Raw genomic sequence first — 22,889 nt, forward strand, 5'->3', positions numbered from 1 at the left:
GGGTGTCAGGCGCCCTTGAACGGCGCCATGCCGGCCCGCGCCAGTTCGTCGGCGCGTTCGTTTTCCGGGTGTCCGGCGTGGCCCTTGACCCATTTCCAGGTCACGTCGTGGCGCTTGGCCGCCTCGTCCAGCCGCTGCCACAGCTCGACGTTCTTGACCGGCTTCTTCGCCGCCGTCTTCCAGCCATTGCGCTTCCAGCCGTGGATCCAGCCGGTCACGCCGTTCTTCACGTAGGCGCTGTCGGTCACCACGGTGATCGACGAGGGCCGGGCCAGCGATTCCAGCGCCGAGATGGCGGCCATCAGCTCCATCCGGTTGTTGGTCGTCGCGGCTTCGCCGCCCTGCAATTCGCGTTCCTTGACGATGTCTTCACCGTCCATCGCGCGCAGCAGGACACCCCAGCCTCCGGGGCCGGGATTGCCGGAGCAGGCTCCGTCGGTATAGGCAAAAAGATCAGGCATGGGCGTGCAGCAATAGCCAGTCGTCGACGGTGCCCGCAAGCCCCTTTCCGCGCCCCGGCGTCGCCTGCGTCACCGTGAACCCGGCCAGCGCCAGTTCGGCGCGCAACTCGGCTTCGGAGAAGTAGGCGGTGAAGCGGCCCAAGTGGTCGACCCTTTCGCCCTCCCCCAGCTTCATCCCCAGGAACAGCGGCGCGCCGGGCTGGACCAGCCCGCGCAGCGCGGCCAGGTGCCGGGGCAGATCGGCGCGAGGGGCGTGCAGCAGCGAGAAGCTGGCCCAGATGCCGTCCACGGCGGGCAGCGTCGCGATGTCGTCAAAGAGCACCTGCCGCGCCTCGACCCCGGGATGCCGACCGGTCATCGCGACCATGGCGGCAGAACCGTCCACTGCCAGAACCCGCATGCCCGCCGCGGCCATGGCGGCGGCGTGGTGGCCCGGCCCGCAGCCGAGATCCAGCACACGCGACCCCGGCGCCAGCGCCGACAGGAAGATGTCCATGCCCTGCGCGTTTTCCTTGGCCACCATCCGCGCGTAGCGGTCGGCGTCGCGGTCGTAGACGGCCAGCGTGTCGCGATGGGAGCTCATGTGGCGATCCCGACAGCCAGGCAGGCCACCACGACAACCGTCAGCGTGATCCGCAGGCGCAGCCACCAGTCGGGGCCAAGCCCGCGGCGGACATAAAACCAGTCGAGCCCCAGCAGCGCGACGAAGCCGATGGTGAGCCGCGTCAGCTGCGTCTCAACCGGGCCGAAGTTGAAGGCCGCCCAGAGCGCGGGCAGGACCGACAGGCCATAGGCCCAGCGGCGCTCCTGCGGCTCGGCCCGGGTGGCGAACCCCCAGAGCACACCGGACATGAAGGCAAGGATGACCGTGCCGTACCAGGCCAGCAGGCGCGGCCCGTCCAGCACGTAGGCCAGCAGCCCCGTTCCTTCCGTGGAGGGCTCCAGCACCGCCAGCGCGGCGCCCCAGAGGAAGGGGATCAGGCCCGCCACCCCGAGCCAGAGCGCGCTGGGCGGCACTTGTCTCATGCCGGTTGCCGGAGCACGCGGGGCACCTTGAACTCGACGTTCTCCTTGGCGGTCTCGACTTCCTCGATGGTCACGTCGTAGCGCTCGGAAAAGGCGGCGATGACCTCGTCCACCAGCACCTCGGGCGCGCTGGCCCCGGCGGTGATGCCGAGCGAGGCGATGCCCTCGAGCGCGCGCCAGTCGATGTCGGTGGCGCGCTGCACCAGCTGGGCATAGCTGCAGCCGGCCTTGGCCGCGACCTCGACCAGCCGCTTGGAGTTTGACGAGTTCGGCGCGCCGACGACCAGCAGCGCATCGGCGCGCGGCGCGATGGCCTTGACGGCGGCCTGGCGGTTGGTGGTCGCGTAGCAGATGTCTTCCTTGTGCGGGCCGACGATGGCCGGAAAGCGCGCCTGCAGCGCCGCCACGATCCCGGCGGTGTCGTCGATCGACAGGGTGGTCTGGGTGACATAGGCCAGCCGCTCGGGGTCGCGGACCTGCACATGGGCCACGTCTTCGGCCGTCTCGACCAGCAGTACCTCGCCCTCGGGCAGCTGGCCCATGGTGCCGATGGTCTCGGGGTGGCCGGCATGGCCGATCATGATCATCTGCAGGCCGGCGGCGTGGTGGCGTTCGGCCTCCACATGCACCTTGCTGACCAGCGGGCAGGTGGCATCGACATAGACCATCTCGCGCGCCTCGGCCTTGGCGGGGACGGATTTCGGCACGCCGTGGGCCGAGAAGATCACCGGGCGGTCATCGGGCGCCTCGGCCAGCGTTTCGACGAAGACGGCGCCCTGGTCGCGCAGATTGTCGACCACGTACTTGTTGTGCACGATCTCGTGCCGGACATAGACCGGCGCGCCCCATTTCTGCAGCGCCATCTCGACGATCTTGATGGCGCGGTCGACACCGGCGCAAAAGCCGCGCGGGGCGGCAAGGTACAGGGTCAGCGGGGGCTTGGTCATGGCGCGGTCTCCTTGCCCTGTGACCTAGGCCATCGGGGCGCCGGAATCCAGCCGTGCGGGCGGGAAAAGCCGGGTGAGGCGGGCCAGCGCCTGCGTGCTGCGCGCCTCGATGAAGGCCGCGCCCGGTTGGGGCAGGGCGCCGGTGACGCGGCGCAGCTGAAGGTCTCCGATCAGCAGGGCGAACCAGGCCTCGGCCTGCTCGGCCTCTGGCGCGGGGCCAAGCACGCCCTGCGCCTGCGCGCGGCCCATCAGCGCGGCGATGCGTGGGGCGACCACCTCGCGCCCGCCTTCGGCCAACAGGCGGCCGAGGTCTCCGCTGGCGTCGGCTGCCGCCGCGCGGTTCAGCGCCACGGCGGCGGGGCCCAGCAGCATGGTCAGCAGCCGTGCGCCCGCCTGGTCCAGCGCGTCGCCCGCATCGGCGTCTTCGGCCACCTCCAGCGTATCCTCGAGCGAGGCGGTGTTGCCTGCGATCAGCGCGCGGATCAGCCCGGTCTTGTCGCCGTACCAGCGGTAGAGCGTCTCCATCGACGCCTTTGCGGCCTTGGCCACGCCGTTCATCGACAGGCCGGCATAACCCTTGTCGGCCAGCAGGGCATAGGCGGCGGCTTCGATCTGGGCGGCACGGGCATTGCGGGCATCGGTCTTCACGTGGGGGCTCCGGGTCGAAAGGCTTGACGACAACCGTAACTGTGGTTACGGATAAGTCGAGGCGTAATTATAGTTACGGTTTTGGGGCGCGGCCCCGGAGAGGAGACCACATGACCAACCTTCTGAAACCCATGGCGCTGGTGTCGCTGCTGCTGAGCGGCGCGATCTTTGGCTTTTTCTATGCCTGGATCTGTTCGACCATGTGGGGGCTGGATGCGGCCGACCCGCGTGTCGCGATCGAGGCGATGCAGGCGATGAACGCATCGGTCCGCAACCCGGTCTTTGCACCGGCCTTCTTCGGCACGCCCTTCGTGCTGATGGCGACCGGGCTGGTTGCCCGGGCGGCAGGGCAGGGGCGGGCGGCGCTGGCCTTTGGCGCGGCGGGGCTGCTGTATCTTGTGGGCGGGATGATCCTGACCATGGCGGTCAACGTGCCGATGAACGAGGCGCTGGGCGCGACGGCCGTGCCAGAAAGCCGCGAGGCGGCCGAGTCGATCTGGCTGGCCTATTCGCCGCGCTGGCAGGTCTACAACATCGCGCGGACAATCGTGTCGGGGCTGTCGCTGCTGCTGTGCGGGCTGGGCGTCCTGGCGCTGGGCGCGGACGTCAGGTCGCGGGTGGCGCCGGCCTGACGGACGGTCCGGTCCGCCAGGCGCCGGGATTGCAATTCACCCGCGTTAACCAAAAAAGGGCCCCGGCATCACCGGGGCCCTTCTATCATGTGCGGCTCAGGAGCCCGTCGCGGCGACCCGCTCACCGCGGTCCGGGCGGTCGCTGGTGTCGCGCGGGGGCCGGCCGATGACCTCCTTGAGGTCGTCGAGCTCGATGAAGTTGTCGGCCTGGCGGCGCAGTTCGTCGGCGATCATCGGCGGTTGGCTGCGGATGGTCGACACGACCGACACGCGCACGCCCTGGCGCTGCAGGCTCTCGACCAGCGGGCGGAAGTCGCCGTCGCCCGAGAACAGCACGATATGGTCGATCCGCGGAGCCAGCTCCATGGCGTCGACCGTCAGCTCGATGTCCATGTTGCCCTTGACCTTCCGGCGGCCCTGGCTGTCGGTGTATTCCTTCGCCGGCTTGGTCACCATGGTGAAGCCGTTGTAGTTCAGCCAGTCGACCAGCGGACGGATCGGGGAATATTCCTCGTTGTCCAGCAGGGCCGTGTAGTAGAAAGCGCGGAGGAGTTTTCCGCGGCGCATGAACTCTCCGCGCAGGAGCTTGTAATCGATGTCGAACCCGAGCGCCTTCGCGGCCGCGTAAAGGTTCGAACCATCGATGAACAGCGCCAGCCGTTCGTCCTTGTAAAACATCTTTTTCCTTCCGAAATACGCTTTACCAATGGGGATCCGTGAGTGAGTGGTGAGCGGCAAAGCGTGCCGTCAAACCTAGGAATATTTTCCCCGTGCGGCAAGTGTAGCAGGACGCGAATTGCCCGGCGAGTGTGGAGGGACGTATTTTGCAGAAGCTGTTGGCTTTCGGGGGAAATATTCCATCGGTTGCAGGTAACCCTACGGAAACTATTTCGCGCGCCTTGCGTGAACTGGCAAAATACGGCGTGGTGATTCGCGCCCTGAGCCGGTTCTTTGAAACGCCCTGCTTCCCCGCGGGGGCCGGTCCGGATTACGTCAATGCGGCAGTCGAAGTGACTTTTGACGGCACGCCCGAAGCGCTTTTGGCCTGCCTGCACGCGGTCGAGGAAACCTTTGGCCGCAAGCGCGAAACGCGCTGGGGGATGCGCAGCCTCGATATCGACCTGCTGGCCTGGGGGGATCGGGTCCGCCCCGATGCCGACGGCTTTGACGCCTGGCGGAGCCTGACCCCCGAGGCGCAGCGCCTGCGCGCGCCCGAAGAGCTGATCCTGCCGCATCCGCGGATCCAGGACCGGGCCTTCGTGCTGGTGCCGCTGGCCGACATCGCGCGGGACTGGGTCCACCCGGTGCTGGGGCGCAGCGTCGCGCAGATGCTCGACGCCCTTGATTCCGAAGAGGTCGCAAGCGTCAAGCCGTTGTGAAGGCCCGTGATTCTCCGGTTGCATCCGGGCCGGTTCCGCTATATGCAGGGTCGTTCATCAGGCCCCTGTTCCCAATCCCGGAGATCCCCATGGCACGCGTGACCGTAGAAGACTGCGTCGACAAGGTTCCGAACCGTTTCGAGCTGGTGATGCTGGCCGCCCACCGGGCGCGCGAGATCTCGTCGGGGGCGCCGCTGACCGTGGACCGCGACAACGACAAGAACCCGGTCGTGTCGCTGCGCGAGATCGCCGAGGAAACCCAGACCGCCGACGACCTGCGCGAGCGCCTGATCGAGTCGAACCAGACCCAGATCGAGGTCGACGAGCCGGAAGACGACTCCATGGCTCTGCTGATGGGCGCCGAGCAGGACAAGCCGGCCGATGACGACATGAGCGAGGAAAAGCTCCTGCGGGCGCTGATGGAGGCACAGGGGCAGGGCTGAGCCCGCCTTTGATCCCAGGGGGTTGAACGACAGATCATGCTCGCGGCCGACGACCTGATCGCACTGGTCGAGAATTACAATCCCCGAACCGACAAGGCCCTGATCCGGCGCGCCTACGACTATGGGCGCGCCATGCACGAGGGCCAGTTCCGCCAGTCGGGCGAACCCTATTTCAGCCATCCCGTCGCCGTCGCCGCCCTGCTGACCGAGCAGCGGCTTGACGACGCGACCCTCGTGACCGCGCTGCTGCACGACACGATCGAGGACACCCGCTCGACCTTTTCCGAGGTCGAGGCGCTGTTCGGCGCCGACATCGCCTCGCTGGTCGACGGGGTGACCAAGCTGACCAACCTGCAGCTCTCCTCGACCCAGACCAAGCAGGCCGAGAACTTCCGCAAGCTCTTCATGGCCATGTCCAAGGACCTGCGGGTGATCCTGGTCAAGCTGGCCGACCGGCTGCACAACATGCGCACGATCAAGTCGATGCGGCATGAAAAGCAGGTGCAGAAAAGCCGCGAGACGATGGACATCTACGCCCCGCTTGCCGGCCGGATGGGCATGCAGTGGATGCGCGAAGAACTCGAGGATCTCGCCTTCGCGGTGCTGAACCCCGAGGGGCGGCAGTCGATCATGCGCCGTTTCGTCACCCTTCAGCGCGAAACCGGCGACGTGGTGCAGCGCATCACCCGCGACATGCGCAAGGAACTGGACGACGCGCAGATCGACGCCGAGGTCTACGGGCGCGCCAAGAAGCCCTATTCGATCTGGCGCAAGATGCAGGAAAAGGAGCTGGCCTTTTCCCGCCTGTCGGACATCTACGGCTTTCGCGTCATCACCAAGACCGAACGCGATTGCTACGCCGCGCTGGGGGTGATCCACCAGCGATGGCGCGCCGTGCCGGGGCGGTTCAAGGATTACATCAGCCAGCCCAAGTCGAACGGCTACCGCTCGATCCACACCACCGTGTCGGGCCGCGACGGCAAGCGGGTCGAGGTGCAGATCCGCACCCGACAGATGCATGACGTGGCCGAGGCAGGCGTGGCCGCCCATTGGTCCTACCGCGACGGCGTGCTGTCCGAGAACCCCTTTGCCGTCGATCCCACGCGCTGGATCAACTCGCTGACCGAGCAATTCGTGGGCGAGGAGGATCACGAGGATTTCCTCGAGGCCGTGAAGCTCGAGATGTATTCCGACCAGGTGTTCTGCTTTACCCCCAAGGGCGACGTGATCAAGCTGCCCAAGGGCGCGACGCCGCTGGATTACGCCTATGCCATCCACACCCGGATCGGGTCGGGCTGCGTGGGCGCCAAGGTGGACGGGCTGCGGGTGCCGCTCTGGACGCGGCTGCGCAACGGCCAGTCGGTCGAGATCATAACGGCGCAGGGCCAGGTGCCGCAGGCGACCTGGCTCGACATCGCGGCGACGGGCAAGGCCAAGACCGCGATCCGCCGCGCGCTGCGCGAGGCCGACCGCGAACGCTACATCAAGCTGGGGCGCGAGCTGGCGCGCTCGGCCTTCGAGCACGTGGGCCAGAAGGCGACAGACAAGACGCTCGAGACCGCCGCGCGGCACCTGCGCCTCGGGTCAGCCAAGGAAGTGCTGGCGCGGCTCGGCTCGGCCGAGATCACCTCGACCGAGGTGGTGGAGGCGGTCTACCCGAACCTCGTCCACGACACCCGCGACACGGTGCCCAAACAGCGCGCTGTCATCGGCCTGGGCGAAGGGCAAAGCTTTGACCGCGCCCCCTGTTGCGAACCCCTGCCGGGTGAGCGTATCGTGGGCATCACGGAACGCGGCCGCGGAGTCGTGGTCCATGCCATCGATTGCGAGGCGCTGGCCGAATACGAGGACGAGCCCGACCGCTGGCTCGACCTGCACTGGCAGCCCGGCACCCATGCCGCCGTCTACGACATGACCATCGACCTGACCATCGGCAATGACGCGGGCGTCCTGGGACGGATTTGCACATTGATCGGCGAGCGCAAGGCCAATATCTCGAACCTCGAGTTCATAGACCGGAAACCGGACTTTTACCGCCTGCTGATACATGTCGAGCTGAGGGACATCGAGCAGTTGCACACGCTCATGACCGCGCTCGAGGCGGAAAGCGATGTCGCGGCGGTCGAACGCTTCCGCGATCCGCTGCGCATCAAGGGCGACCGGGTCTGACGGCACAATCGCACGCGCCCTCGGGCGCCGACAGGGAAAGGACCTAGACCGGTGGTTTTCAAGCGACGCGACAGACGCCCGCTGTGGAAGGCCGCCGCGCATCTGGTCTATCCCAAGGGCGGCTGGACCCGCGCCTTTTACTACGTCAAGCACCGGCTGAACCGGCTGCCCGGCAGCCCCGAACGCATCGGGCGCGGCATCTGGGCCGGGGTCTTTACCACCTTCACCCCGTTCTACGGGCTGCATTTCGTGGTCGCGGCGCTGCTGGCGCGGGTCATGCAGGGCAACATCTTTGCCGCGCTGCTGGGGACGTTCTTTGGCAACCCGCTGACCTATGTGCCGATCGGGGTGGTCTCGCTCAAGACCGGGCACTGGCTGCTGGGCATCCACGGCCACCCGGATGTGGAGCGCTCGCTTGGCGGCAAGTTCCTCGATGCGGGCGACGATCTTTGGCACAATTTCACCGCCATCTTCACCGATGCGACGATGGATTGGCACCAGCTGGGCATCTTCTACCAGGAGGTGTTCTATCCCTACATGATCGGCGGGCTGATCCCCGGCATTGTCACCGCCAGCATCGCCTATTACCTGTCGGTGCCGGTGATCCGGGCCTACCAGAACCGCCGCAAGGGCACGCTCAAGGCGCGGCTGGCCAAGCTGAACAAGCTCAAGAAAGGGCCGCTGGCCAAGGCCGACAAGCCCGGCGAATAGCGGTTGGACTCGGGGCCCGGTCCCCGTAGTGTTTGATCAAATTCGACCCGCGAGAGACAGATCCATGACCACCTTTGCTGGCCGCCTGCGCCTTGGCGTGAACATCGACCACGTGGCCACCGTGCGCAACGCCCGCGGCGGCGCCGTGCCGGACCCGATCCGCGCCGCCAAGCTGGCCGAAGAGGCCGGCGCCGACGGCATCACCGCCCACCTGCGCGAAGACCGCCGGCATATCTCGGATGCCGATATCGAGGGGCTGGTCGCCACGCTGAGCGTCCCGCTGAACTTCGAGATGGCCGCCACCCCCGAGATGCAGGCCATCGCCCTGCGTCACAAGCCGCACGCCGTCTGCATCGTCCCCGAAAAGCGCGAGGAGCGGACGACCGAGGGAGGGCTGGAGGTCGCGCGCGAGGAAAACCGCCTGGCACATTTCATCGCGCCCCTGCGCGAGGCCGGCAGCCGGGTGTCGATCTTCATCGCCGCCGACCGGCGCCAGATCGAGGCGGCGCATCGCATCGGCGCCCAGGTGATCGAGCTGCACACCGGTGCCTATTGCGACGCCCATGCCGAGGGCCGGTTCGACGACCGCGACCGCGAGCTTGACGCCCTGCGCGAGATGTCGGCCTTTGCCCATTCGCTCGGCCTCGAGGTCCATGCCGGCCACGGGCTGACCTACGACACCGTGCAGCCCGTCGCGGCCTTTCCGGAAGTGATGGAGCTGAACATCGGCCATTACCTGATCGGAGAGGCGATCTTTCGCGGGCTCGACGCGAGCATCCGCGAGATGCGCCGCCTGATGGACGAGGCCCGGGCCTGACGCGCCCCCGGAACCGGAGAGAGACATGCAGCTGAACTTCGTGCGCTACGGCCTCACCTACATCCTCGCGGTTGCGGGGCTGACATTGGTGTCGATCCTGATGATCCGGTATCTCGGCATCGACTTCCCCTCGGGCGCGGCCTCGGTCATCCCGCCGATGGCGGCGGCGCTGCTGGAAGGCCAGCGCATCGGCCGCAGCGTGACCGAGATGCCCGCCAACGGCGTGCTCTGGCAGGCGGCGGGCAAGGCGACGGCGCTGGTGGCGGTGCTGAACCTCGTGCTGCTTTACGCGGTCAGCTTCCTGCCCGGCATCGGCGCGGTGCTGGCGCAGATCCCGCCCGGGCTGCTGACGCTCATCGCGGCGGTGCTGCTGGTCGTCGTGCTCTGGATCAACTGGTGGTTCCTGCGCCTTGGCATCAAGAACGAGCTGAAGGCCGCGAAGGGGCGCAAGGGATGATCCGCTTCGCCGCCGCCCTGGCGCTGGCCCCCGTCCTTGCCCAGGCGCAGGAGGTGCAGCCCTGCGACTGGCAGGCCAGCGCCTGGAACCTCGCCGAGCCGTGGGAGGAGAACATCCGCACCTTCGCCAATGGCGCGGTGCGCCTGGCGCTGCTCGACACGATCGAACCGGCAGCGGCGGCCTTTCACCTGTTGATCCTGTCCCCGCCCTATGCCGAGCTTGGCGACCGCCAGTGCCGCACCATCGGCTACCAGGGCGCGGGCTTTTCCGGCGCGGATTTCGCAGCGCTGACGGCGGGGTACGACCCGGCCGTCGGGCTGATCTTTACCCTGCCGGTGCAGGTCTACGACGCGGACACCGCCGGTTTCGTCGGCCGCGCCTTGCGGGTCACCCTGAACCAGGCGACCGGCGCCATCGGGACCGCGCTGCAATGATCCTGGGCATCGGCACCGACCTTGCCAATATCGAGCGGATCGAAGGCACACTCGCCAAGTTCGGCGACCGCTTCCGCAACCGCGTCTTTACGGAAACCGAGCAGCGCAAGGCCGCCCGCCGGGCCGAAGAGGCCAGCACCTATGCCAAGCGCTGGGCGGCGAAAGAGGCCTGTTCCAAGGCGCTGGGCACCGGCCTTGCCATGGGCATCGCCTGGAAGGACATGGCCGTCACCAACCTGCGCACCGGCCAGCCCGTGATGACCGTCACCGGCTGGGCCGAAAAGCGACTGGCCGAGATGACCCCGCCGGGGTTTGAGGCGATCATCCACGTTACCCTGACCGACGATCACCCCTGGGCGCAGGCCTTCGTGGTGATCGAGGCCCGGCCGATACAGGCGTGACGGGGCGGCCTGCCTTGACTCCCCGCCGCCCGCCCCGCATGTAGCGATCCAAACCGCACAAGACCCGAAACGGAGACGAGAATGGCGGACGAGGCCAAGCAGGGCAACGCGATCCTGGAGACCATCAAGACCATCGTCTGGGCGCTGGTCATCGCGGGCGTGTTCCGCACCCTGTTCTTCCAGCCGTTCTGGATTCCGTCCGGGTCGATGAAGGACACGCTGCTGATCGGCGATTTCCTGTTCGTCAACAAGATGGCCTATGGCTATTCCTACGCCTCCTGCCCCTCGGTCATCATCCCGCGCTTCGGCGTGAACGTGGATGCCGAGGATCTCTGCGGCTTCCTGCGCTCGGACGACGAGACCGTGGCCGCGACCGGCGGCGGGCGCCTCTTCGGCGGTGAGCCCGAGCGGGGCGATGTCGTCGTCTTCCGCCACCCGGTGACGGGGCGCGATTTCATCAAGCGGCTGATCGGTCTGCCGGGCGACAAGGTGCAGATGCAGAACGGCGTGCTGTTCCTCAATGGCCAGGCGGTGCAGGTGCAGCCCGACGGCACCTTCGAGGAAGTGATGGAGCCGCAGGGCTCGCAGCGCTCCATGCCGCGCTGCATGAACGGCCCGGTGGGGCAGGGCGGCATCTGCATCAAGGAAAAGGCGGTCGAGACGCTGCCCGGCGGCACCTCGCATTCCATCCTGAACATCGGCCCGCAGGGTGCCGACAACACGCCCGTCTACACCGTGCCGGCGGGGCATTACTTCTTCATGGGCGACAACCGCGACAATTCCACCGACTCGCGGTTCCCGCAGAACGTCGGCGGTGTCGGTTTCGTGCCCTATGACAACCTGATCGGCCGCGCCGACCGGGTGATGTTCTCGTCCGCGGGCCGCTCGATGCTGTTCTTCTGGACCTGGCGCGGTGACAGGTTCTTCGAAAAGATCGAGTGACGTGAAGCTCGGGTCGGATCTCAGAGCCCTCGAAGGCCGGATCGGGCACCAGTTTGCCCGGCCGGACCTGCTTGTGCAGGCGGTCACCCACAATTCCGTCGCCTCGGCCACCCGCGAGGACTACCAGCGGCTCGAGTTCCTGGGCGACCGCGTGCTGGGCCTCGTCATGGCCGAGGCGCTGCTGGAACACGACCGCAGCGCGACCGAAGGTCAGCTGGCCCCGCGCTACAACGCCCTTGTCCGCAAGGAGGCCTGCGCCGAGGTCGCCCGCGACATCGGCCTGGGCGAGGTGCTGAAACTCGGCCGGTCCGAGATGATGACCGGCGGGCGGCGCAAGCTGGCCCTGCTGGGTGACGCGATGGAGGCGCTGATCGCCGCCGTCTACCTCGATGCCGGCTTCGCGCCGGCCAAGGCGATGGTGCTGCGGCTTTGGGGCAAGCGCATCGAGACCGCCGAGGACCGCGCGCTCGATCCCAAGACCGCGTTGCAGGAATGGGCCCAGGCCCGCAAGATGCCGCCGCCCGATTACATCGTCCTATCGCGCGAGGGGCCTGACCACGCGCCCGTCTTCCGCATCAAGGCCCGCCTGCAGAACGGCAAGGAGGCCGAGGCCACCGCCGCCAGCAAGCGCAAGGCCGAACAGGCCGCGGCCGAGGCTTTGTTGAAGGTGCTCATGTGAACATCGGCACATCCGACCCGCTGTGGACCGTGGTGGCCGAATACGAGGGGTGCACCTACGTCTCGCAATGCCATGCCGAAGCGGTCGAGGATGCCTGCGTGCTCTGGATCAGCTCGGAACACGACTGGCTGCCCAGCCAGCCGGATGGCGATTACCTGGACATGCCCGAACCGTTGGAGCATTCGGCCAACGTCTGGTGTGCCAGCATCCTGACACGGGACGAGGACATGATCCTGCTGCACCTTATCCGCACGGCGACCCCGTCATGACCACGCCCGCGGGGCGGCCCGCGCTGGGCATCCTCTTCATCCTCGGGGCGACCTTCCTTTTGGCCCTGTCGGACGTGGCGACCAAGACCCTGACGATGCGCTACCCGGTGCCGATCGTCGGGGCCGGGCGCTACGGCATCAGCCTTTTGCTGCTGCTGATCCTGCTCTACCCTCGACACCGCGCGCGGCTGTGGCACACCAACCGCAGCTGGCTGGTGCTGGTCCGGGCGCTGGCGCTGACCGCCGGATCGCTTTGCATGGGTCTCGCGCTGCGCCACATGCCGGTGGGCGAGACGGTGGCGATCTTCTTTCTCGCGCCCTTCGGGGTGCTGCTGCTCTCGGCCCCGCTGCTGGGCGAAAAGGTGTCGCTGCCCGGCTGGATCGCCGCCAGCCTCGGCTTTGCCGGCATACTGCTGATCGTGCGGCCGGGCAATGGCCTCGACCCCGTCGGCGTGGTCTTTGCCCTGCTGAACGCGCTGGCGATCACGGTGTACTTCCTGCTGACGCGCCTGCTGTCGCGGACCGAGACGACCGAGGCGATGTTGTTCCACGTCACCCTTGTCGGCGCCGTGGCCTTTGCGGTCATGGCCTTGGCCGGTGGCTCCGGGCCCATGCCGGGGCTGGCCGACTGGGGACTGATCGCGCTGCTGGGCGGGCTGGCGACGGGCGGTCACTTCCTGATGACGGCGGCCTACCGCGAGGCGCCGCCGTCGCTGCTGGCGCCGATCAACTACGTCCATATCGTCTGGGCGACCGCCTTTGGCTGGCTGTTCTTTGCCCATGTCCCCGATCGCTACAGTCTGGTCGGCATGGGCATGGTCTCGGTCGCCGGCGCCGGGCTGGCGCTTTGGACCCATCGGCAGGGCCGCCGGGCGCGCCGCGCCGCCGCGCTGGCCGCCGCCCGCACGCCCGAGGCACCCTGACCCATGGCCGTTTCGGACAACATCCGCGGTGCGGGCTTCATGGTTGGCGCCATGTGCCTGTTCGCGGTCGAGGATGCGCTGTTCAAATCCGTCGCCGGGACGGCAGCGGGCCTGAGCCCGGGCCTCGCCACGATCTGCTTCGGCCTGACGGCCCTGGTGCTGTCCTGCGCCTATGCCCGCGGGGTGGGCGACCCGCTCTGGACCCGCGCCTACCTTGGCCCCCGCCTGTTGCTGCGCACGGCATTCGAGATCATGGGGCGGCTCTTCTTTGCCCTCGCGCTCGCCTTCACGCCGCTCGGCACCACTTCGGCCATCCTGCAGGCGACACCGCTGGTGGTCACCGCCGCCGCTGCGCTGTTCCTGCGTGAAACCGTGGGCCCCCGCCGCTGGCTGGCGATGATCGTGGGTTTCCTCGGCGTGCTGATGATCCTGCGCCCCACGCCCGAGGCCTTCCGCGCCGATGCCCTGCTGGCGGTCGCCGGCATGATCGGCTTTGCGGGCCGCGACCTCATGACCCGCGCCGCCCCGCCCGAGGTGACGCCGCGCCAGCTGGCGATCCTCGGCTTTGCCGTGGTCACCGTGGCGGGCCTGCTGATCTGGTCGTTCGAGACCGCGCCCACCCGCCTGCCGCACCCGGGCGAGGCCGCGCGGCTGCTGGCCACCGGCGCCGTGGGCCTTCTGGCCTATACCGCGCTGACCCGCGCCATGCGCACGGGCGAGGTCGCCGTGGTCACGCCTTTCCGCTATTCGCGCCTGCTGGTCGCGCTGGTCTTTGCCGTGGTGCTGTTCGGCGAGCGGCCCGATGGCTGGACCCTTGCGGGCGCGGCGCTGATCGTCGCCAGCGGGCTTTACACGCTGATGCGCAGCGCCGCGCGTGACAAGTCTGGTCAGCGCGGGCAAACTGCCCTATGACCGCGGCTTGTCTTTCGCAGGTAGACCCATGACCACACGCGCCGGCTTTGTTGCCCTGATCGGAGAGCCCAATGCGGGCAAGTCCACCCTGACCAATGCCATGGTCGGGGCCAAGGTGTCGATCGTGACCCACAAGGTCCAGACCACCCGCGCCCGCATCCGCGGCGTCGCGATGGAGGGCGAGAGCCAGATTGTGTTCATCGACACGCCGGGCCTCTTCCGCCCGCGCCGCCGGCTCGACCGGGCCATGGTCGCCGCGGCCTGGGGCGGGGCGGCGGATGCCGACATCATCGTGCTGCTGGTCGAGGCACATCGCGGCTTGACCGATGGCGTCAAGGAGATCCTGACGCGTCTGGCCGAGATCGGCCAGGGCCGCACCGTGGCGCTGGCGATCAACAAGATCGACCGGGTCGAGGCGCCGGTGCTGCTGAAGCTGACCGAGGCGCTGAACGAGGCCTACCCGGATTTCGTGCGCACCTTCATGATCTCGGCCGAGAAGGGCTATGGCGTGAAGGACCTGCGGCAATGGCTGGCGGGCGAGCTGCCCGAAAGCCCCTGGCTTTATCCCGAGGACCAGATCGCCGACCTGCCCATGCGCATGATCGCCGCCGAGATGACCCGCGAAAAGCTGACCCTGCGCCTGCACCAGGAGCTGCCCTACCAGCTGACGGTCGAGACGGAAGCCTGGGAAGAACGCAAGGACGGGTCGGCCCGGATCGACCAGATCATCTATGTCAGCCGCGCCGGCCACAAGGGCATCGTGCTGGGCAACAAGGGCGAGACGATCAAGGCGGTCAGCAAGGCCGCGCGCGAAGAACTGGAAGAGTTCCTGGGCCGCAAGGTGCACCTGTTCTGCCAGGTCAAGGTGCGCGAGAAATGGCTGGACGAGGCCGAGCGCTACTCGGAGATGGGGCTCGATTTCCGCGACGGGAACGCGTGACGGTGCGTGTGGAGTGAGGGGCCAGCCCCTCACACTCCCCGGAGTTTATGGGCAAGATGAAGGGGATCGGTTGCGCCCCCTTTCATTATTCCGGAAATACTCTCGCCGAAGGCATTCGCGCCCTGGCGCGAAACGAGGGGCGCTGCCCCTCGAACGCCCCGGGATATGTCTGGAAAGATGAACAGGGGACCGGTTTGGAGGCGATGCGATGCGGGTGACGGCGCGGTTCTGGGTGGATGCCTACCTGGCGCGGCTGCGTTTTGCCGACATCCCGGCTTTTGTCGTGGCCCATGGCGATGACACGGCCGGGGCGGTGCTGGTCAAGCTGAACACGCTCGACGGGCGGGCAGCAGCCCATGTGCGCGGGTTCGACCTGGCGACCGGCGGGCGCATCTGGACGGTGCTGGCCGAGGGTGACGAGCGGGACGTGGATGCCGCCGTGGCGCGGCAGCGCAGCTTCGATCCGGATCTCTGGGTGATCGAGGTGGAGGACCGGCAGGGCCGGCATCTGCTGGGCGAAGAAGGGCTTTCGGACTAGGCGCGCCGGGCGAGGCGGGACAGGCCCCAGAGGATGTATCCCGCGACCAGGAAGGCCACCAACAGGCCAAGGAAATTGCGCGCGAGGTCCATGAGGCTCAGCTTGTCCAGGTCGATGAAGAAGTAGGCGTATTTGCCGTCGAGCGCCCCGCGCAAGGTGGCATAGAGGAAGTAGCAAAAGGGCCACCACAGCCAGACCACCGGCGCCAAGACGGGCAGGGGCGTGGTGCGGGAAAAGGCGATCCACCAGGCCGTGGTGACCAGCGGCACCGCCGTGTGCAGCCCGTGGTCGGCCCAGAAGGCCAGCCCCGTGTGCGGCTTGTAGAGCAGCAGGTGGTAGACGAGCCCCACGATCAGCACCCAGAGCACCAGCCCCGCCAGCCAGAAGGAGCGCGGCGCGCGCCCCGTCAGCGCGGCAAGGCCGAAGGTGCCCACCACCATGAGGTTGGTCAGGATGGTGAAGTAGCGCGCCATGCTCCAGGTCGTGGCCCATGGCCCGGGGTTGTCTGCCGAGGACACGATGAACTGGGCGCCCAACGACGCGAGGGCCAGGAGGGCGATCAGGGCGGCGGTGCTGCGGGCGGTTCCGGTCATGGCGCGCAGGTTAGGCGGCGGCCCGGGTGCTGCCAAGGGGCTTGTCGCCCCGCGCCCGCCGTGGAACATGGGCGGATGGAGTGGCGGGACCAGGGCATATTGCTGGCCGTGCGTCGGCACGGAGAGACCTCGGCGATCATCGAGGTCTTTACCCCGTCGCACGGGGTCCATGCGGGCGTGGTGCGCGGCGGGACCAGCCGCAAGATCGCGCCGATCCTGCAGCCGGGCGCGCAGCTGGACGTGGCCTGGCGGGCGCGGCTGGACGAACATATCGGCGCTTTCACGGTCGAGCCGGTGCGCTCGCGCGCCGCCGTGGTCATGGGGGACCGGCTGGCGCTGGCGGGGTTGAACGCGGTGGCGGGGCTCTTGACCTTTTGCCTGGCCGAGCGCGAGGCACATCCCGCGCTTTACCGGCGGACCGAGGCGCTGCTGGACCTGCTGGACGCCATGGACCTCTGGCCGCTGGCCTACCTGCGGTGGGAGCTGGCGCTGCTGGAGGAGATGGGCTTTGGCCTTGACCTTTCCGCCTGCGCGGTCACCGGTGCGCGCGTGGGGCTGGCCTATGTCTCGCCCCGCTCGGGCCGGGCGGTGACCGAAGCGGCGGCGGGCATCTGGGCCGACCGGTTGCTGCCTCTGCCATCGGTGCTGCTGGGCCAGGGCGACGGGGACGATGCAGAGGTGCTGACCGGGCTTGGCACGACCGGCTACTTCCTCGAACACCGGGTGGCGCCGGAGCTGGGGCATCACCCTTTGCCTGCCGCGCGGGCGCGCTTCGTCGAGCTGTTTGCGCGGCTGCGGGGGTCTTAGGCGGTTTCCAGCGCCAGGATCACGTCGATCAGCGTCTCGGGCGCGGTGTCGCGCCGGCCCTTGGCGCCGGGCAGTTGCGGCGCGCCGATGCGGGCGGCCATCAGCAGGCGGGCGAAATCCGGGTTGGCCAGCTTCATCGCGGCCAGCAACGCCTCGACCCCCTGCAAACGCATGGAATCGACCTGGCCCACCACCTTGGCGATCTTGCCATCCGAGGCCGCCCAGCCGCGCATCGCGCGCTCCAGCCTGTCCTCGGCCGCGGTCTGGCCCATCAGCCCACGCAAGAGCTGCACCGGGCTTTCCTGGCGGTCGAGTGCCCGCGACAGCGACGACAGCGCGCGCGATTCCCATTCGCCGCCCAGCGCGGCGTGAAATGCCGGTACATCGGCGAAATGCCAGTAGAACGATCCCTTGGTGGTCCCCATGCGCCGCGACATCGCCTCGGCGTTCAGGGCCATCGGCCCGTCGCTGGCGAGGGCGGCAAGCCCCCCTTCGATCCAGTCTGCCTTGCGCAGGCGGGGTTTCGTGACCATGGCGAACCTACCCAAATGAAGGTGCCCCCGACCCTGGAGCACGTAATGAGGGTAAACGATGCGGTCACGATTCGGGCAAGGCGAAACCCGAAAGGCTTTGCCCGAGCGTCACATTAATGCCCAGCCAGCGGGCAATGCTGAAAATCATGACTCGCACGCATGAAATACCGGGTTGTCGCGGGCTTACGTTGCCGCCGGAGCCGGGCCTTGTGGGCGTAGGTCGTCGGGCCTAGGTTCCGGGCATGAACAAGGGAAACCGTGCGGCCCGAGGCGGAGACCGAAAGACTTACGTGATCGTCGCCGCCCTGATGCTGGTATCGGGTGGGTTCGGCTTTGTCTTGGGAATGTCCGGCGATGCCATTGCCCCGGACGCAACGGTCTCGGCAGAGCCCAGTCTCGCCGCACCGCCCCCGGAGCCGATTGAACCGGCCGACGCCGCCCAAGACACCGCACAATCCGCAAAGGCCCCGACGCCCGCGCCCGCCGTTGTCGAAGCGGACCCCGCGAAGACGGCCGCGCCGCAGGCTGACGGTTCAGTGAACCTGGCACGTCTGCCGCGGCACGCCAGGTCCCTGTTGCGCGCCTTTTTGGACAGCGGCGAATATGCCGGAGCTTTCGCAGTGGGGCGCGACGGCGATTTTGGCTGGGTCTCTTTCTATGGCGATCGGGACTTGGCCGGTGCCGATGCCCTGGCCCGCTGCGGGGGCAGGGAAAACGGCTGCATCATTGTCGCGGAACTCTCGCAGCCGCCGGGGGTGGCGCCCAAGCCGGCGCGGGAGGAACTTATCAGCCTCTGGAGCAAGGACGGGTTCCGCGCTTTTTACCTTGGCGGGCGCGGCGGCACGGGATGGTCGCAGATGAAGGTTGGGCCGGACATCGCGCTGGCGCGGGCCCATTCCAATTGCCTTCGCGCCGAGGCAGAGCGTCGACGAGCCGGCGAGCAGCGAAGCACCTGCCGGCTCGTCTGGAAAAGCTGGTAGGCCATCAGCCCAGCAGGCGGCGGGCGATGACCTGGGCCTGGATCTCTCCGGCGCCTTCGAAGATGTTCAGGATCCGCGCGTCGCAAAGGATGCGGCTGATCTTGTATTCCAACGCAAAGCCGTTGCCGCCGTGGATCTGCAAGCCGTTGTCGGCCGCCGCCCAGGCCACGCGGGCGCCCAGCAGCTTGGCCATGCCGGCCTCGAGGTCGCAGCGGCGGTCGTTGTCCTTTTCCCAGGCCGAGAAGTAGGTGAGCTGGCGCGCCACCATGATCTCGACCGCCATCATGGCCAGCTTGCTTGCCACGCGGGGAAACTCGATCAGCGACTTGCCAAACTGCTTGCGATCCTGGGCGTATTGCATCGCCACGTCCAGCGCGCTTTGCGCCACACCCACGGCGCGGGCGGCGGTCTGGATGCGGGCCGATTCAAAGGTCTGCATCAGCTGCTTGAAGCCGCGGCCTTCCTCGCCGCCCAGAAGGTTCTCGCCCTTGACCTTGAAGCCGTCGAAGCCAAGTTCGTATTCCTTCATGCCGCGATAGCCCAGCACCTCGATCTCGCCACCGGTCATACCCTCGGTCGGGAAGGGGTCTTCGTCCGTGCCCGGGGTCTTTTCGGCCAGGAACATCGACAAGCCCTTGTAATCGCTCGTCGCCGGATCGGTCCGCGCCAGCAGGGTCATCACATGGGTGCGCGCGGCATGGGTGATCCAGGTCTTGTTGCCGGTGATCGTGTAATCGCCGTCCGCGCCCTTGACCGCGCGGGTGCGCAGGGACCCGAGGTCCGAGCCGGTGTTCGGCTCGGTGAAGACAGCGGTGGGCAGGATTTCCCCGCTGGAAATCTTTGGCAGCCAGTGCGCCTTCTGTTCATCCGTGCCGCCGGCAATGATCAGCTCGGCCGCGATCTCGGACCGGGTGCCAAGTGAGCCGACACCGATATAGCCGCGTGACAGCTCTTCGGACACCACGACCATCGAGGCCTTGGACAGGCCGAACCCGCCCAGCTCTTCGGGGATGGTCAGGCCGAAGACGCCCATCTCGGCCAGCTCCTCGATGATCTCCATCGGGATCAGCTCGTCCTTGAGGTGCCAGTCGTGGGCAAAGGGCTCGACCTTTTCCAGCGCAAAACGGCGGAACTGCTCGCGGATCATCTCGAGCTCTTCGTCGAGCCCGGTGGCGCCGACGGTGGTGTTGGCGACCTGCTCCTGCATCAGCGTCACGAGGCGCAGGCGGGCGGCCTGGGTGTTGCCCGTCTGGGTCAGGATCTGCACCGCGTCGGTCATCAGGCCGCGCATGTCATTCTGCGAAAGCCCGAGGTCCTGCAGGCGCACGATCTCGCCCTGGTTCATCGGGATGCCGCCGTAGATCTGCCAGAGGTATTCGCCAAAGGCGATCTGGTGGATCAGCTGCTCGGTCTCGCCGAACTTGCCTTCGGACTGCAGCTTTTCGGCCCATTTCTGCATCTGCCGCAGGCTTTCGACGTAGGTCGCGAGCCAGGCCAGCCCGTGGGTCGCGGTCTGCTCGGCCTCGACCGCGCGGGATGACACGCGGCCGTCCACGGTAACCATCTCGCGCAGGCGCGCGGTGGCAAGGTCCAGCAACTCTTGCGCCGGGGCAACGGCCGCACCGGTCAGCGTCAGAAGATCGGGAAGAAGAACCGAAGTGCCGCCCAGGTCGGCCTGTCCGTCATGTGCCATGAAAGTATCCTTTCTCTCGAGTCCGGCCCAGATAACCACTTTGCAGGTGCAGCGCAACTTTATAATGCAAATGCGGCATCAGGAGTTCGAAAATTGCGCTTGGCCTGTGCGTCCTGCATGGTAAGCAGCGTTCATGAGTACGTTTATTCCCTATCTCACCCCGACGGAATTGGCCCTTAGCCTATGGGTTGCCCTGGTGGCCGGCGTGGTCAAGGGCACGGTGGGATTCGCCATGCCGATGATCTTCGTGTCGCTGCTGGGCATGATCATCGCGCCCGAGCTGGCGCTGGCCGGGCTGCTGCTGCCGACGCTGCTGTCGAACGGGATGCTGGCCTTTCGCCAGGGCAGGGCCGCGGCCTGGCAGACCCTGCGCGACCAGAGGCGGTTCCTGGCCGCGATGCTGATCTGCCTGCTGCTCAGTTCGCAACTGGTGCTGGTGGTGCCGCAGGGCACGCTGCTGGTGATGATCGGATTGCCCGTCGCGCTGTTCTCGGCCGTGCAGATCGCAGGCTGGCGGCCGCGGGCCGAGGCGTTGCGCCATCGCGGCGCCGAGGCGGCGATCGGCGGGTTCGCCGGGTTCATCGGGGGCTTTTCCGGGATCTGGGGGCCGCCGACGGTCATGTACCTGACCGCGCTGGGGACGGAGAAACGCGCGCAGATGCGCATCCAGGGCGTGATCTACGGCTCGGGGGCCATCGCGCTGGTGCTCGCCCACACGGTGTCGGGCGTGCTGGATACCGAGACGCTGCCGTTCTCGGCGCTGCTTGTCGCGCCCGCCCTGGCCGGAACATGGCTGGGCGGGCGCCTGCAAGAGCGGGTCAACCAGCGGACGTTCCACCGGTTGACCCTCATCGTCCTGCTCGTGGCAGGGCTCAACCTCGTTCGCCGGGGCCTTCTGGCCTGAGGCGAACATCACTCGCAACGCGACACGTGGAACTCGTACCATGCCCTGGCTCACGCACACAAAACGGGCACTCGTTACACAGGACCGATGTCCTTTCGGGCCACACGCGGCCCGGGGGATCCGGTTCCCGCCTGAACACCAGGCGGGCTGTCACGCACCGGCGGCGGGGCGTTCTGCCACCGTCCGGCACGATGTGCTGGCCTAGCTGGCCAGCTCGGTGATGAAGTTGCGGATCTGGGACCGCAGACGATCGTCCTTGATCCGGCTCACCATGGAGGCAATCTTCGTCGCTTCCTCGTCGATGGCGCTGTTCTTGTTGTCCGCGTCCTCGTCGAAGCCTTCGAAGAAGTAGGACGGCGGCACGTCGAGGATATGCGCCAGTTCGAACAGTCGGCTGGCAGAGATTCGATTTCGGCCCAGCTCGTACTTCTGGACCTGCTGGAACGAGATGTTGAGCCCGTTCGCGACGTCGGTTTGCGTCATGCTGCGCAGGACGCGCAACTGCTTGAGTTTTTTCCCCACGTGAATGTCAACCGGATGAGACATGCCACCTCCTGAATTAGTGCTACCCTTGCGAGTGTCACCAAAACGAGAATCCATTCAATTGATGAGAGATTCACTTTTCGGTTGCATCTACTGGACAGGTATGGATGATTTATTTACCATCAGGCTGGGTTGTGGCAGAATGCAAGAAGTTACCAAGGGTAACGCTATGCGACACGCGTGTAACTTGTTAAAAAAACTATCATAAAAATCGTTCGATCGGATGGCATGACCAAACAGGCAGGACAGCAGGGGCTCTCGATCCTCTTCGAAATGCTCCGCTCGTTTACTACGTTAGCGGATACTTTGAACCTGTCTCAGGCGGTCGATCGGCTCAATTCGACCCGCCAGACCGTGCGGCGACACATCGCCTTGCTGGAAGAATCACGCGGCGAAGAGCTGTTCGTCCTCGTCAACCGCCAGTACCAGCTGACCGACGCCGGGCGCCGCGCCTTGCCCGAGGCCGAAGAGCTGCTGACCCGCGGCCAGGCCTGGATGGAGTCGCGCCTGGGTCATGTCGGCCAGCTGCAGCAATTCTCGGTCACCCCGTCCGAGACCGAGCAGGGCTATTTCTATTACCTGCAACAGCAGCCCCTGACCCGCATCTGGGATGCCGAGGGCAGCCTGCTGCGCGAGGGCCTGAAGCTCTGGACGGCCTGCGAAGGCAATATCGAGGATCCAGCCTTTGCCGAATTCCGCGAGAACGCGATGGTGTTTCGCCTCAATGACGGGGTCTGGCTTTGTACCGAGGTTGGTCAACAATCTGCCTTTGCCAAGTGGTTTGGATGGACCTGGGCAAAAAGCACGATCGGGCGCACGGTCGAGGCCCTGCCGGGTGGCGGGCGTTACAATGTCATCGCCCTGCAGGCATATCAGGAGTTGTTGTCGGGCCGCGGCGTGCGCCTTGATCACGTGGTCACGCAGATGCCCTACGGGTCGGACGGCACCTTCGAGGTCATTGGTTTCGAACGTCTTCTCATGGCCTTCCGCTACCCGGACAAAAGCTTTGCCCTGGTCTCTGTGGTGAATTTGTCACGCGACCTTGACGTGTATGGTGTCGGCGACACCCTGAAACGCCAGATATTCCTCGACGTCGGCTGAGCTACGC

The 22,889-nt window shown here is 67.0% G+C and carries 30 protein-coding genes; 20 read left to right on the forward strand and 10 right to left on the reverse strand.

Going from position 1 to position 22,889, the window contains the following annotated elements; all coding sequences use genetic code 11:
• Positions 1-5: 5 nt before the first annotated feature.
• Genes rnhA through MF270_RS15455 form a run of 5 tightly spaced genes read right to left on the reverse strand, consistent with a single transcriptional unit; the run spans position 6 to position 3,082 of the window.
• Complete coding sequence (gene rnhA, locus MF270_RS15435) at positions 6-461, reverse strand: ribonuclease HI (protein WP_238366801.1); 456 nt, start codon at positions 459-461, stop codon at positions 6-8.
• Positions 454-1,044: a methyltransferase domain-containing protein gene (locus MF270_RS15440; protein WP_238366802.1), complete on the reverse strand. Its 591-nt coding sequence runs from the start codon at positions 1,042-1,044 to the stop codon at positions 454-456. Before MF270_RS15440 ends, rnhA begins: the two co-directional genes overlap by 8 nt.
• A complete protein-coding gene (locus tag MF270_RS15445; RefSeq protein ID WP_238366803.1) occupies positions 1,041-1,487 on the reverse strand; it encodes a DUF3429 domain-containing protein in 447 nt (148 codons plus the stop codon). The genes MF270_RS15440 and MF270_RS15445 overlap by 4 nt, the downstream gene beginning before the upstream one ends.
• Positions 1,484-2,434 carry a 4-hydroxy-3-methylbut-2-enyl diphosphate reductase gene (gene ispH / locus MF270_RS15450; protein ID WP_238366804.1) on the reverse strand — a complete coding sequence of 317 codons (951 nt, stop codon included), beginning with the start codon at positions 2,432-2,434 and terminating at the stop codon, positions 1,484-1,486. Before ispH ends, MF270_RS15445 begins: the two co-directional genes overlap by 4 nt.
• 24 nt (positions 2,435-2,458) lie before the next feature.
• Positions 2,459-3,082, reverse strand: a complete 624-nt coding sequence (locus MF270_RS15455; RefSeq protein WP_238366805.1) for a TetR/AcrR family transcriptional regulator — start codon at positions 3,080-3,082, stop codon at positions 2,459-2,461.
• A gap of 110 nt (positions 3,083-3,192) precedes the next feature.
• Between MF270_RS15455 and MF270_RS15460 the strand changes: the two genes are divergently transcribed.
• Positions 3,193-3,714 (forward strand): anthrone oxygenase family protein, encoded by a 522-nt coding sequence (locus tag MF270_RS15460; RefSeq protein ID WP_238366806.1) that lies wholly within the window; start codon positions 3,193-3,195, stop codon positions 3,712-3,714.
• Positions 3,715-3,810: 96 nt separating this feature from the next.
• On the opposite strand, the gene MF270_RS15465 is transcribed toward MF270_RS15460, so the two are convergent.
• Positions 3,811-4,392, reverse strand: coding sequence for a LabA-like NYN domain-containing protein (locus MF270_RS15465; RefSeq protein WP_238366807.1), 582 nt, complete (start codon positions 4,390-4,392; stop codon positions 3,811-3,813).
• A gap of 131 nt (positions 4,393-4,523) precedes the next feature.
• Between MF270_RS15465 and folK the strand changes: the two genes are divergently transcribed.
• From folK to MF270_RS15540, 15 genes are all read left to right on the forward strand, one after another.
• Positions 4,524-5,093 carry a 2-amino-4-hydroxy-6-hydroxymethyldihydropteridine diphosphokinase gene (gene folK / locus MF270_RS15470; protein ID WP_336246023.1) on the forward strand — a complete coding sequence of 190 codons (570 nt, stop codon included), beginning with the start codon at positions 4,524-4,526 and terminating at the stop codon, positions 5,091-5,093.
• An 89-nt stretch (positions 5,094-5,182) separates the two neighbouring features.
• The gene (gene rpoZ, locus MF270_RS15475) at positions 5,183-5,536 is read left to right on the forward strand and encodes a DNA-directed RNA polymerase subunit omega (protein WP_238366808.1); all 354 of its coding nucleotides are present in this window, start codon (positions 5,183-5,185) and stop codon (positions 5,534-5,536) included.
• A 36-nt stretch (positions 5,537-5,572) separates the two neighbouring features.
• Positions 5,573-7,705: a RelA/SpoT family protein gene (locus MF270_RS15480; protein WP_238366809.1), complete on the forward strand. Its 2,133-nt coding sequence runs from the start codon at positions 5,573-5,575 to the stop codon at positions 7,703-7,705.
• A gap of 51 nt (positions 7,706-7,756) precedes the next feature.
• Positions 7,757-8,416 carry a DUF2062 domain-containing protein gene (locus tag MF270_RS15485; RefSeq protein WP_238366810.1) on the forward strand — a complete coding sequence of 220 codons (660 nt, stop codon included), beginning with the start codon at positions 7,757-7,759 and terminating at the stop codon, positions 8,414-8,416.
• A 64-nt stretch (positions 8,417-8,480) separates the two neighbouring features.
• Positions 8,481-9,233, forward strand: coding sequence for a pyridoxine 5'-phosphate synthase (locus MF270_RS15490; RefSeq protein ID WP_238366811.1), 753 nt, complete (start codon positions 8,481-8,483; stop codon positions 9,231-9,233).
• Between the two features lie 25 nt (positions 9,234-9,258).
• Positions 9,259-9,690 carry an ABZJ_00895 family protein gene (locus tag MF270_RS15495; protein WP_238366812.1) on the forward strand — a complete coding sequence of 144 codons (432 nt, stop codon included), beginning with the start codon at positions 9,259-9,261 and terminating at the stop codon, positions 9,688-9,690.
• Positions 9,687-10,124 (forward strand): hypothetical protein, encoded by a 438-nt coding sequence (locus tag MF270_RS15500; RefSeq protein ID WP_238366813.1) that lies wholly within the window; start codon positions 9,687-9,689, stop codon positions 10,122-10,124. Before MF270_RS15495 ends, MF270_RS15500 begins: the two co-directional genes overlap by 4 nt.
• Entirely contained in the window at positions 10,121-10,525 is a 405-nt protein-coding gene (gene acpS, locus MF270_RS15505) for a holo-ACP synthase (RefSeq protein ID WP_238366814.1), read from the forward strand. The genes MF270_RS15500 and acpS overlap by 4 nt, the downstream gene beginning before the upstream one ends.
• Positions 10,526-10,606: 81 nt before the next feature.
• Positions 10,607-11,467 (forward strand): signal peptidase I, encoded by an 861-nt coding sequence (gene lepB / locus MF270_RS15510; RefSeq protein ID WP_238366815.1) that lies wholly within the window; start codon positions 10,607-10,609, stop codon positions 11,465-11,467.
• A 1-nt stretch (position 11,468) separates the two neighbouring features.
• The gene (rnc, locus tag MF270_RS15515; protein WP_238366816.1) at positions 11,469-12,146 is read left to right on the forward strand and encodes a ribonuclease III; all 678 of its coding nucleotides are present in this window, start codon (positions 11,469-11,471) and stop codon (positions 12,144-12,146) included.
• Entirely contained in the window at positions 12,143-12,415 is a 273-nt protein-coding gene (locus MF270_RS15520; protein WP_238366817.1) for a hypothetical protein, read from the forward strand. Before rnc ends, MF270_RS15520 begins: the two co-directional genes overlap by 4 nt.
• Positions 12,412-13,338: a DMT family transporter gene (locus MF270_RS15525; protein ID WP_238366818.1), complete on the forward strand. Its 927-nt coding sequence runs from the start codon at positions 12,412-12,414 to the stop codon at positions 13,336-13,338. Before MF270_RS15520 ends, MF270_RS15525 begins: the two co-directional genes overlap by 4 nt.
• Positions 13,339-13,341: 3 nt before the next feature.
• Positions 13,342-14,250 carry a DMT family transporter gene (locus tag MF270_RS15530; protein ID WP_238366819.1) on the forward strand — a complete coding sequence of 303 codons (909 nt, stop codon included), beginning with the start codon at positions 13,342-13,344 and terminating at the stop codon, positions 14,248-14,250.
• Between the two features lie 28 nt (positions 14,251-14,278).
• Complete coding sequence (era, locus tag MF270_RS15535) at positions 14,279-15,190, forward strand: GTPase Era (RefSeq protein WP_238366820.1); 912 nt, start codon at positions 14,279-14,281, stop codon at positions 15,188-15,190.
• A 208-nt stretch (positions 15,191-15,398) separates the two neighbouring features.
• The gene (locus tag MF270_RS15540) at positions 15,399-15,728 is read left to right on the forward strand and encodes a DUF1491 family protein (protein ID WP_238366821.1); all 330 of its coding nucleotides are present in this window, start codon (positions 15,399-15,401) and stop codon (positions 15,726-15,728) included.
• Here the strand turns inward: MF270_RS15540 and MF270_RS15545 are convergent.
• Entirely contained in the window at positions 15,725-16,321 is a 597-nt protein-coding gene (locus tag MF270_RS15545) for a Pr6Pr family membrane protein (RefSeq protein WP_238366822.1), read from the reverse strand. The genes MF270_RS15540 and MF270_RS15545 overlap by 4 nt on opposite strands.
• A gap of 75 nt (positions 16,322-16,396) precedes the next feature.
• Between MF270_RS15545 and recO the strand changes: the two genes are divergently transcribed.
• Positions 16,397-17,128 (forward strand): DNA repair protein RecO, encoded by a 732-nt coding sequence (gene recO / locus MF270_RS15550; RefSeq protein WP_238366823.1) that lies wholly within the window; start codon positions 16,397-16,399, stop codon positions 17,126-17,128.
• Here recO and MF270_RS15555 read toward each other — a convergent pair.
• Positions 17,125-17,661, reverse strand: a complete 537-nt coding sequence (locus MF270_RS15555; protein ID WP_238366824.1) for a TetR/AcrR family transcriptional regulator — start codon at positions 17,659-17,661, stop codon at positions 17,125-17,127. The two genes, recO and MF270_RS15555, sit on opposite strands and share 4 nt — an antisense overlap.
• Before the next feature lie 242 nt (positions 17,662-17,903).
• On the opposite strand from MF270_RS15555, the gene MF270_RS15560 reads away from it, so the two are divergent.
• A complete protein-coding gene (locus MF270_RS15560; RefSeq protein WP_238366825.1) occupies positions 17,904-18,641 on the forward strand; it encodes a hypothetical protein in 738 nt (245 codons plus the stop codon).
• Between the two features lie 4 nt (positions 18,642-18,645).
• On the opposite strand, the gene MF270_RS15565 is transcribed toward MF270_RS15560, so the two are convergent.
• On the reverse strand, positions 18,646-20,334 hold the full coding sequence (locus MF270_RS15565) for an acyl-CoA dehydrogenase family protein (protein WP_238366826.1): 1,689 nt from the start codon (positions 20,332-20,334) through the stop codon (positions 18,646-18,648).
• Positions 20,335-20,467: 133 nt separating this feature from the next.
• Here MF270_RS15565 and MF270_RS15570 point away from each other — a divergent pair, with 133 nt between their 5' ends.
• A complete protein-coding gene (locus MF270_RS15570) occupies positions 20,468-21,238 on the forward strand; it encodes a sulfite exporter TauE/SafE family protein (protein ID WP_238366827.1) in 771 nt (256 codons plus the stop codon).
• 201 nt (positions 21,239-21,439) lie between these two features.
• Here MF270_RS15570 and MF270_RS15575 read toward each other — a convergent pair whose 3' ends face one another.
• Complete coding sequence (locus MF270_RS15575) at positions 21,440-21,784, reverse strand: helix-turn-helix domain-containing protein (protein ID WP_238366828.1); 345 nt, start codon at positions 21,782-21,784, stop codon at positions 21,440-21,442.
• 225 nt (positions 21,785-22,009) lie between these two features.
• Here MF270_RS15575 and MF270_RS15580 point away from each other — a divergent pair, with 225 nt between their 5' ends.
• Entirely contained in the window at positions 22,010-22,882 is an 873-nt protein-coding gene (locus MF270_RS15580; RefSeq protein ID WP_238366829.1) for a LysR family transcriptional regulator, read from the forward strand.
• The last annotated feature ends 7 nt before the right edge of the window (positions 22,883-22,889 follow it).

This window comes from Mesobacterium pallidum, assembly GCF_019966535.1.
In the GTDB taxonomy this organism is placed as follows: Bacteria; Pseudomonadota; Alphaproteobacteria; order Rhodobacterales; family Rhodobacteraceae; genus Mesobacterium; species Mesobacterium pallidum.

Coding starts and splice junctions, on each gene's coding strand:
- rnhA (WP_238366801.1), bottom strand. CDS start 461: ATGCCTGATCTTTTTGCCTATACCGACGGAGCCTGCTCCGGCAATCCC.
- MF270_RS15440 (WP_238366802.1), bottom strand. CDS start 1,044: ATGAGCTCCCATCGCGACACGCTGGCCGTCTACGACCGCGACGCCGAC.
- MF270_RS15445 (WP_238366803.1), bottom strand. CDS start 1,487: ATGAGACAAGTGCCGCCCAGCGCGCTCTGGCTCGGGGTGGCGGGCCTG.
- ispH (WP_238366804.1), bottom strand. CDS start 2,434: ATGACCAAGCCCCCGCTGACCCTGTACCTTGCCGCCCCGCGCGGCTTT.
- MF270_RS15460 (WP_238366806.1), top strand. CDS start 3,193: ATGACCAACCTTCTGAAACCCATGGCGCTGGTGTCGCTGCTGCTGAGC.
- MF270_RS15465 (WP_238366807.1), bottom strand. CDS start 4,392: ATGTTTTACAAGGACGAACGGCTGGCGCTGTTCATCGATGGTTCGAAC.
- rpoZ (WP_238366808.1), top strand. CDS start 5,183: ATGGCACGCGTGACCGTAGAAGACTGCGTCGACAAGGTTCCGAACCGT.
- MF270_RS15480 (WP_238366809.1), top strand. CDS start 5,573: ATGCTCGCGGCCGACGACCTGATCGCACTGGTCGAGAATTACAATCCC.
- MF270_RS15490 (WP_238366811.1), top strand. CDS start 8,481: ATGACCACCTTTGCTGGCCGCCTGCGCCTTGGCGTGAACATCGACCAC.
- MF270_RS15495 (WP_238366812.1), top strand. CDS start 9,259: ATGCAGCTGAACTTCGTGCGCTACGGCCTCACCTACATCCTCGCGGTT.
- MF270_RS15500 (WP_238366813.1), top strand. CDS start 9,687: ATGATCCGCTTCGCCGCCGCCCTGGCGCTGGCCCCCGTCCTTGCCCAG.
- acpS (WP_238366814.1), top strand. CDS start 10,121: ATGATCCTGGGCATCGGCACCGACCTTGCCAATATCGAGCGGATCGAA.
- lepB (WP_238366815.1), top strand. CDS start 10,607: ATGGCGGACGAGGCCAAGCAGGGCAACGCGATCCTGGAGACCATCAAG.
- MF270_RS15525 (WP_238366818.1), top strand. CDS start 12,412: ATGACCACGCCCGCGGGGCGGCCCGCGCTGGGCATCCTCTTCATCCTC.
- MF270_RS15530 (WP_238366819.1), top strand. CDS start 13,342: ATGGCCGTTTCGGACAACATCCGCGGTGCGGGCTTCATGGTTGGCGCC.
- era (WP_238366820.1), top strand. CDS start 14,279: ATGACCACACGCGCCGGCTTTGTTGCCCTGATCGGAGAGCCCAATGCG.
- MF270_RS15540 (WP_238366821.1), top strand. CDS start 15,399: ATGCGGGTGACGGCGCGGTTCTGGGTGGATGCCTACCTGGCGCGGCTG.
- MF270_RS15545 (WP_238366822.1), bottom strand. CDS start 16,321: ATGACCGGAACCGCCCGCAGCACCGCCGCCCTGATCGCCCTCCTGGCC.
- recO (WP_238366823.1), top strand. CDS start 16,397: ATGGAGTGGCGGGACCAGGGCATATTGCTGGCCGTGCGTCGGCACGGA.
- MF270_RS15555 (WP_238366824.1), bottom strand. CDS start 17,661: ATGGTCACGAAACCCCGCCTGCGCAAGGCAGACTGGATCGAAGGGGGG.
- MF270_RS15560 (WP_238366825.1), top strand. CDS start 17,904: ATGAACAAGGGAAACCGTGCGGCCCGAGGCGGAGACCGAAAGACTTAC.
- MF270_RS15565 (WP_238366826.1), bottom strand. CDS start 20,334: ATGGCACATGACGGACAGGCCGACCTGGGCGGCACTTCGGTTCTTCTT.
- MF270_RS15570 (WP_238366827.1), top strand. CDS start 20,468: ATGAGTACGTTTATTCCCTATCTCACCCCGACGGAATTGGCCCTTAGC.
- MF270_RS15575 (WP_238366828.1), bottom strand. CDS start 21,784: ATGTCTCATCCGGTTGACATTCACGTGGGGAAAAAACTCAAGCAGTTG.
- MF270_RS15580 (WP_238366829.1), top strand. CDS start 22,010: ATGACCAAACAGGCAGGACAGCAGGGGCTCTCGATCCTCTTCGAAATG.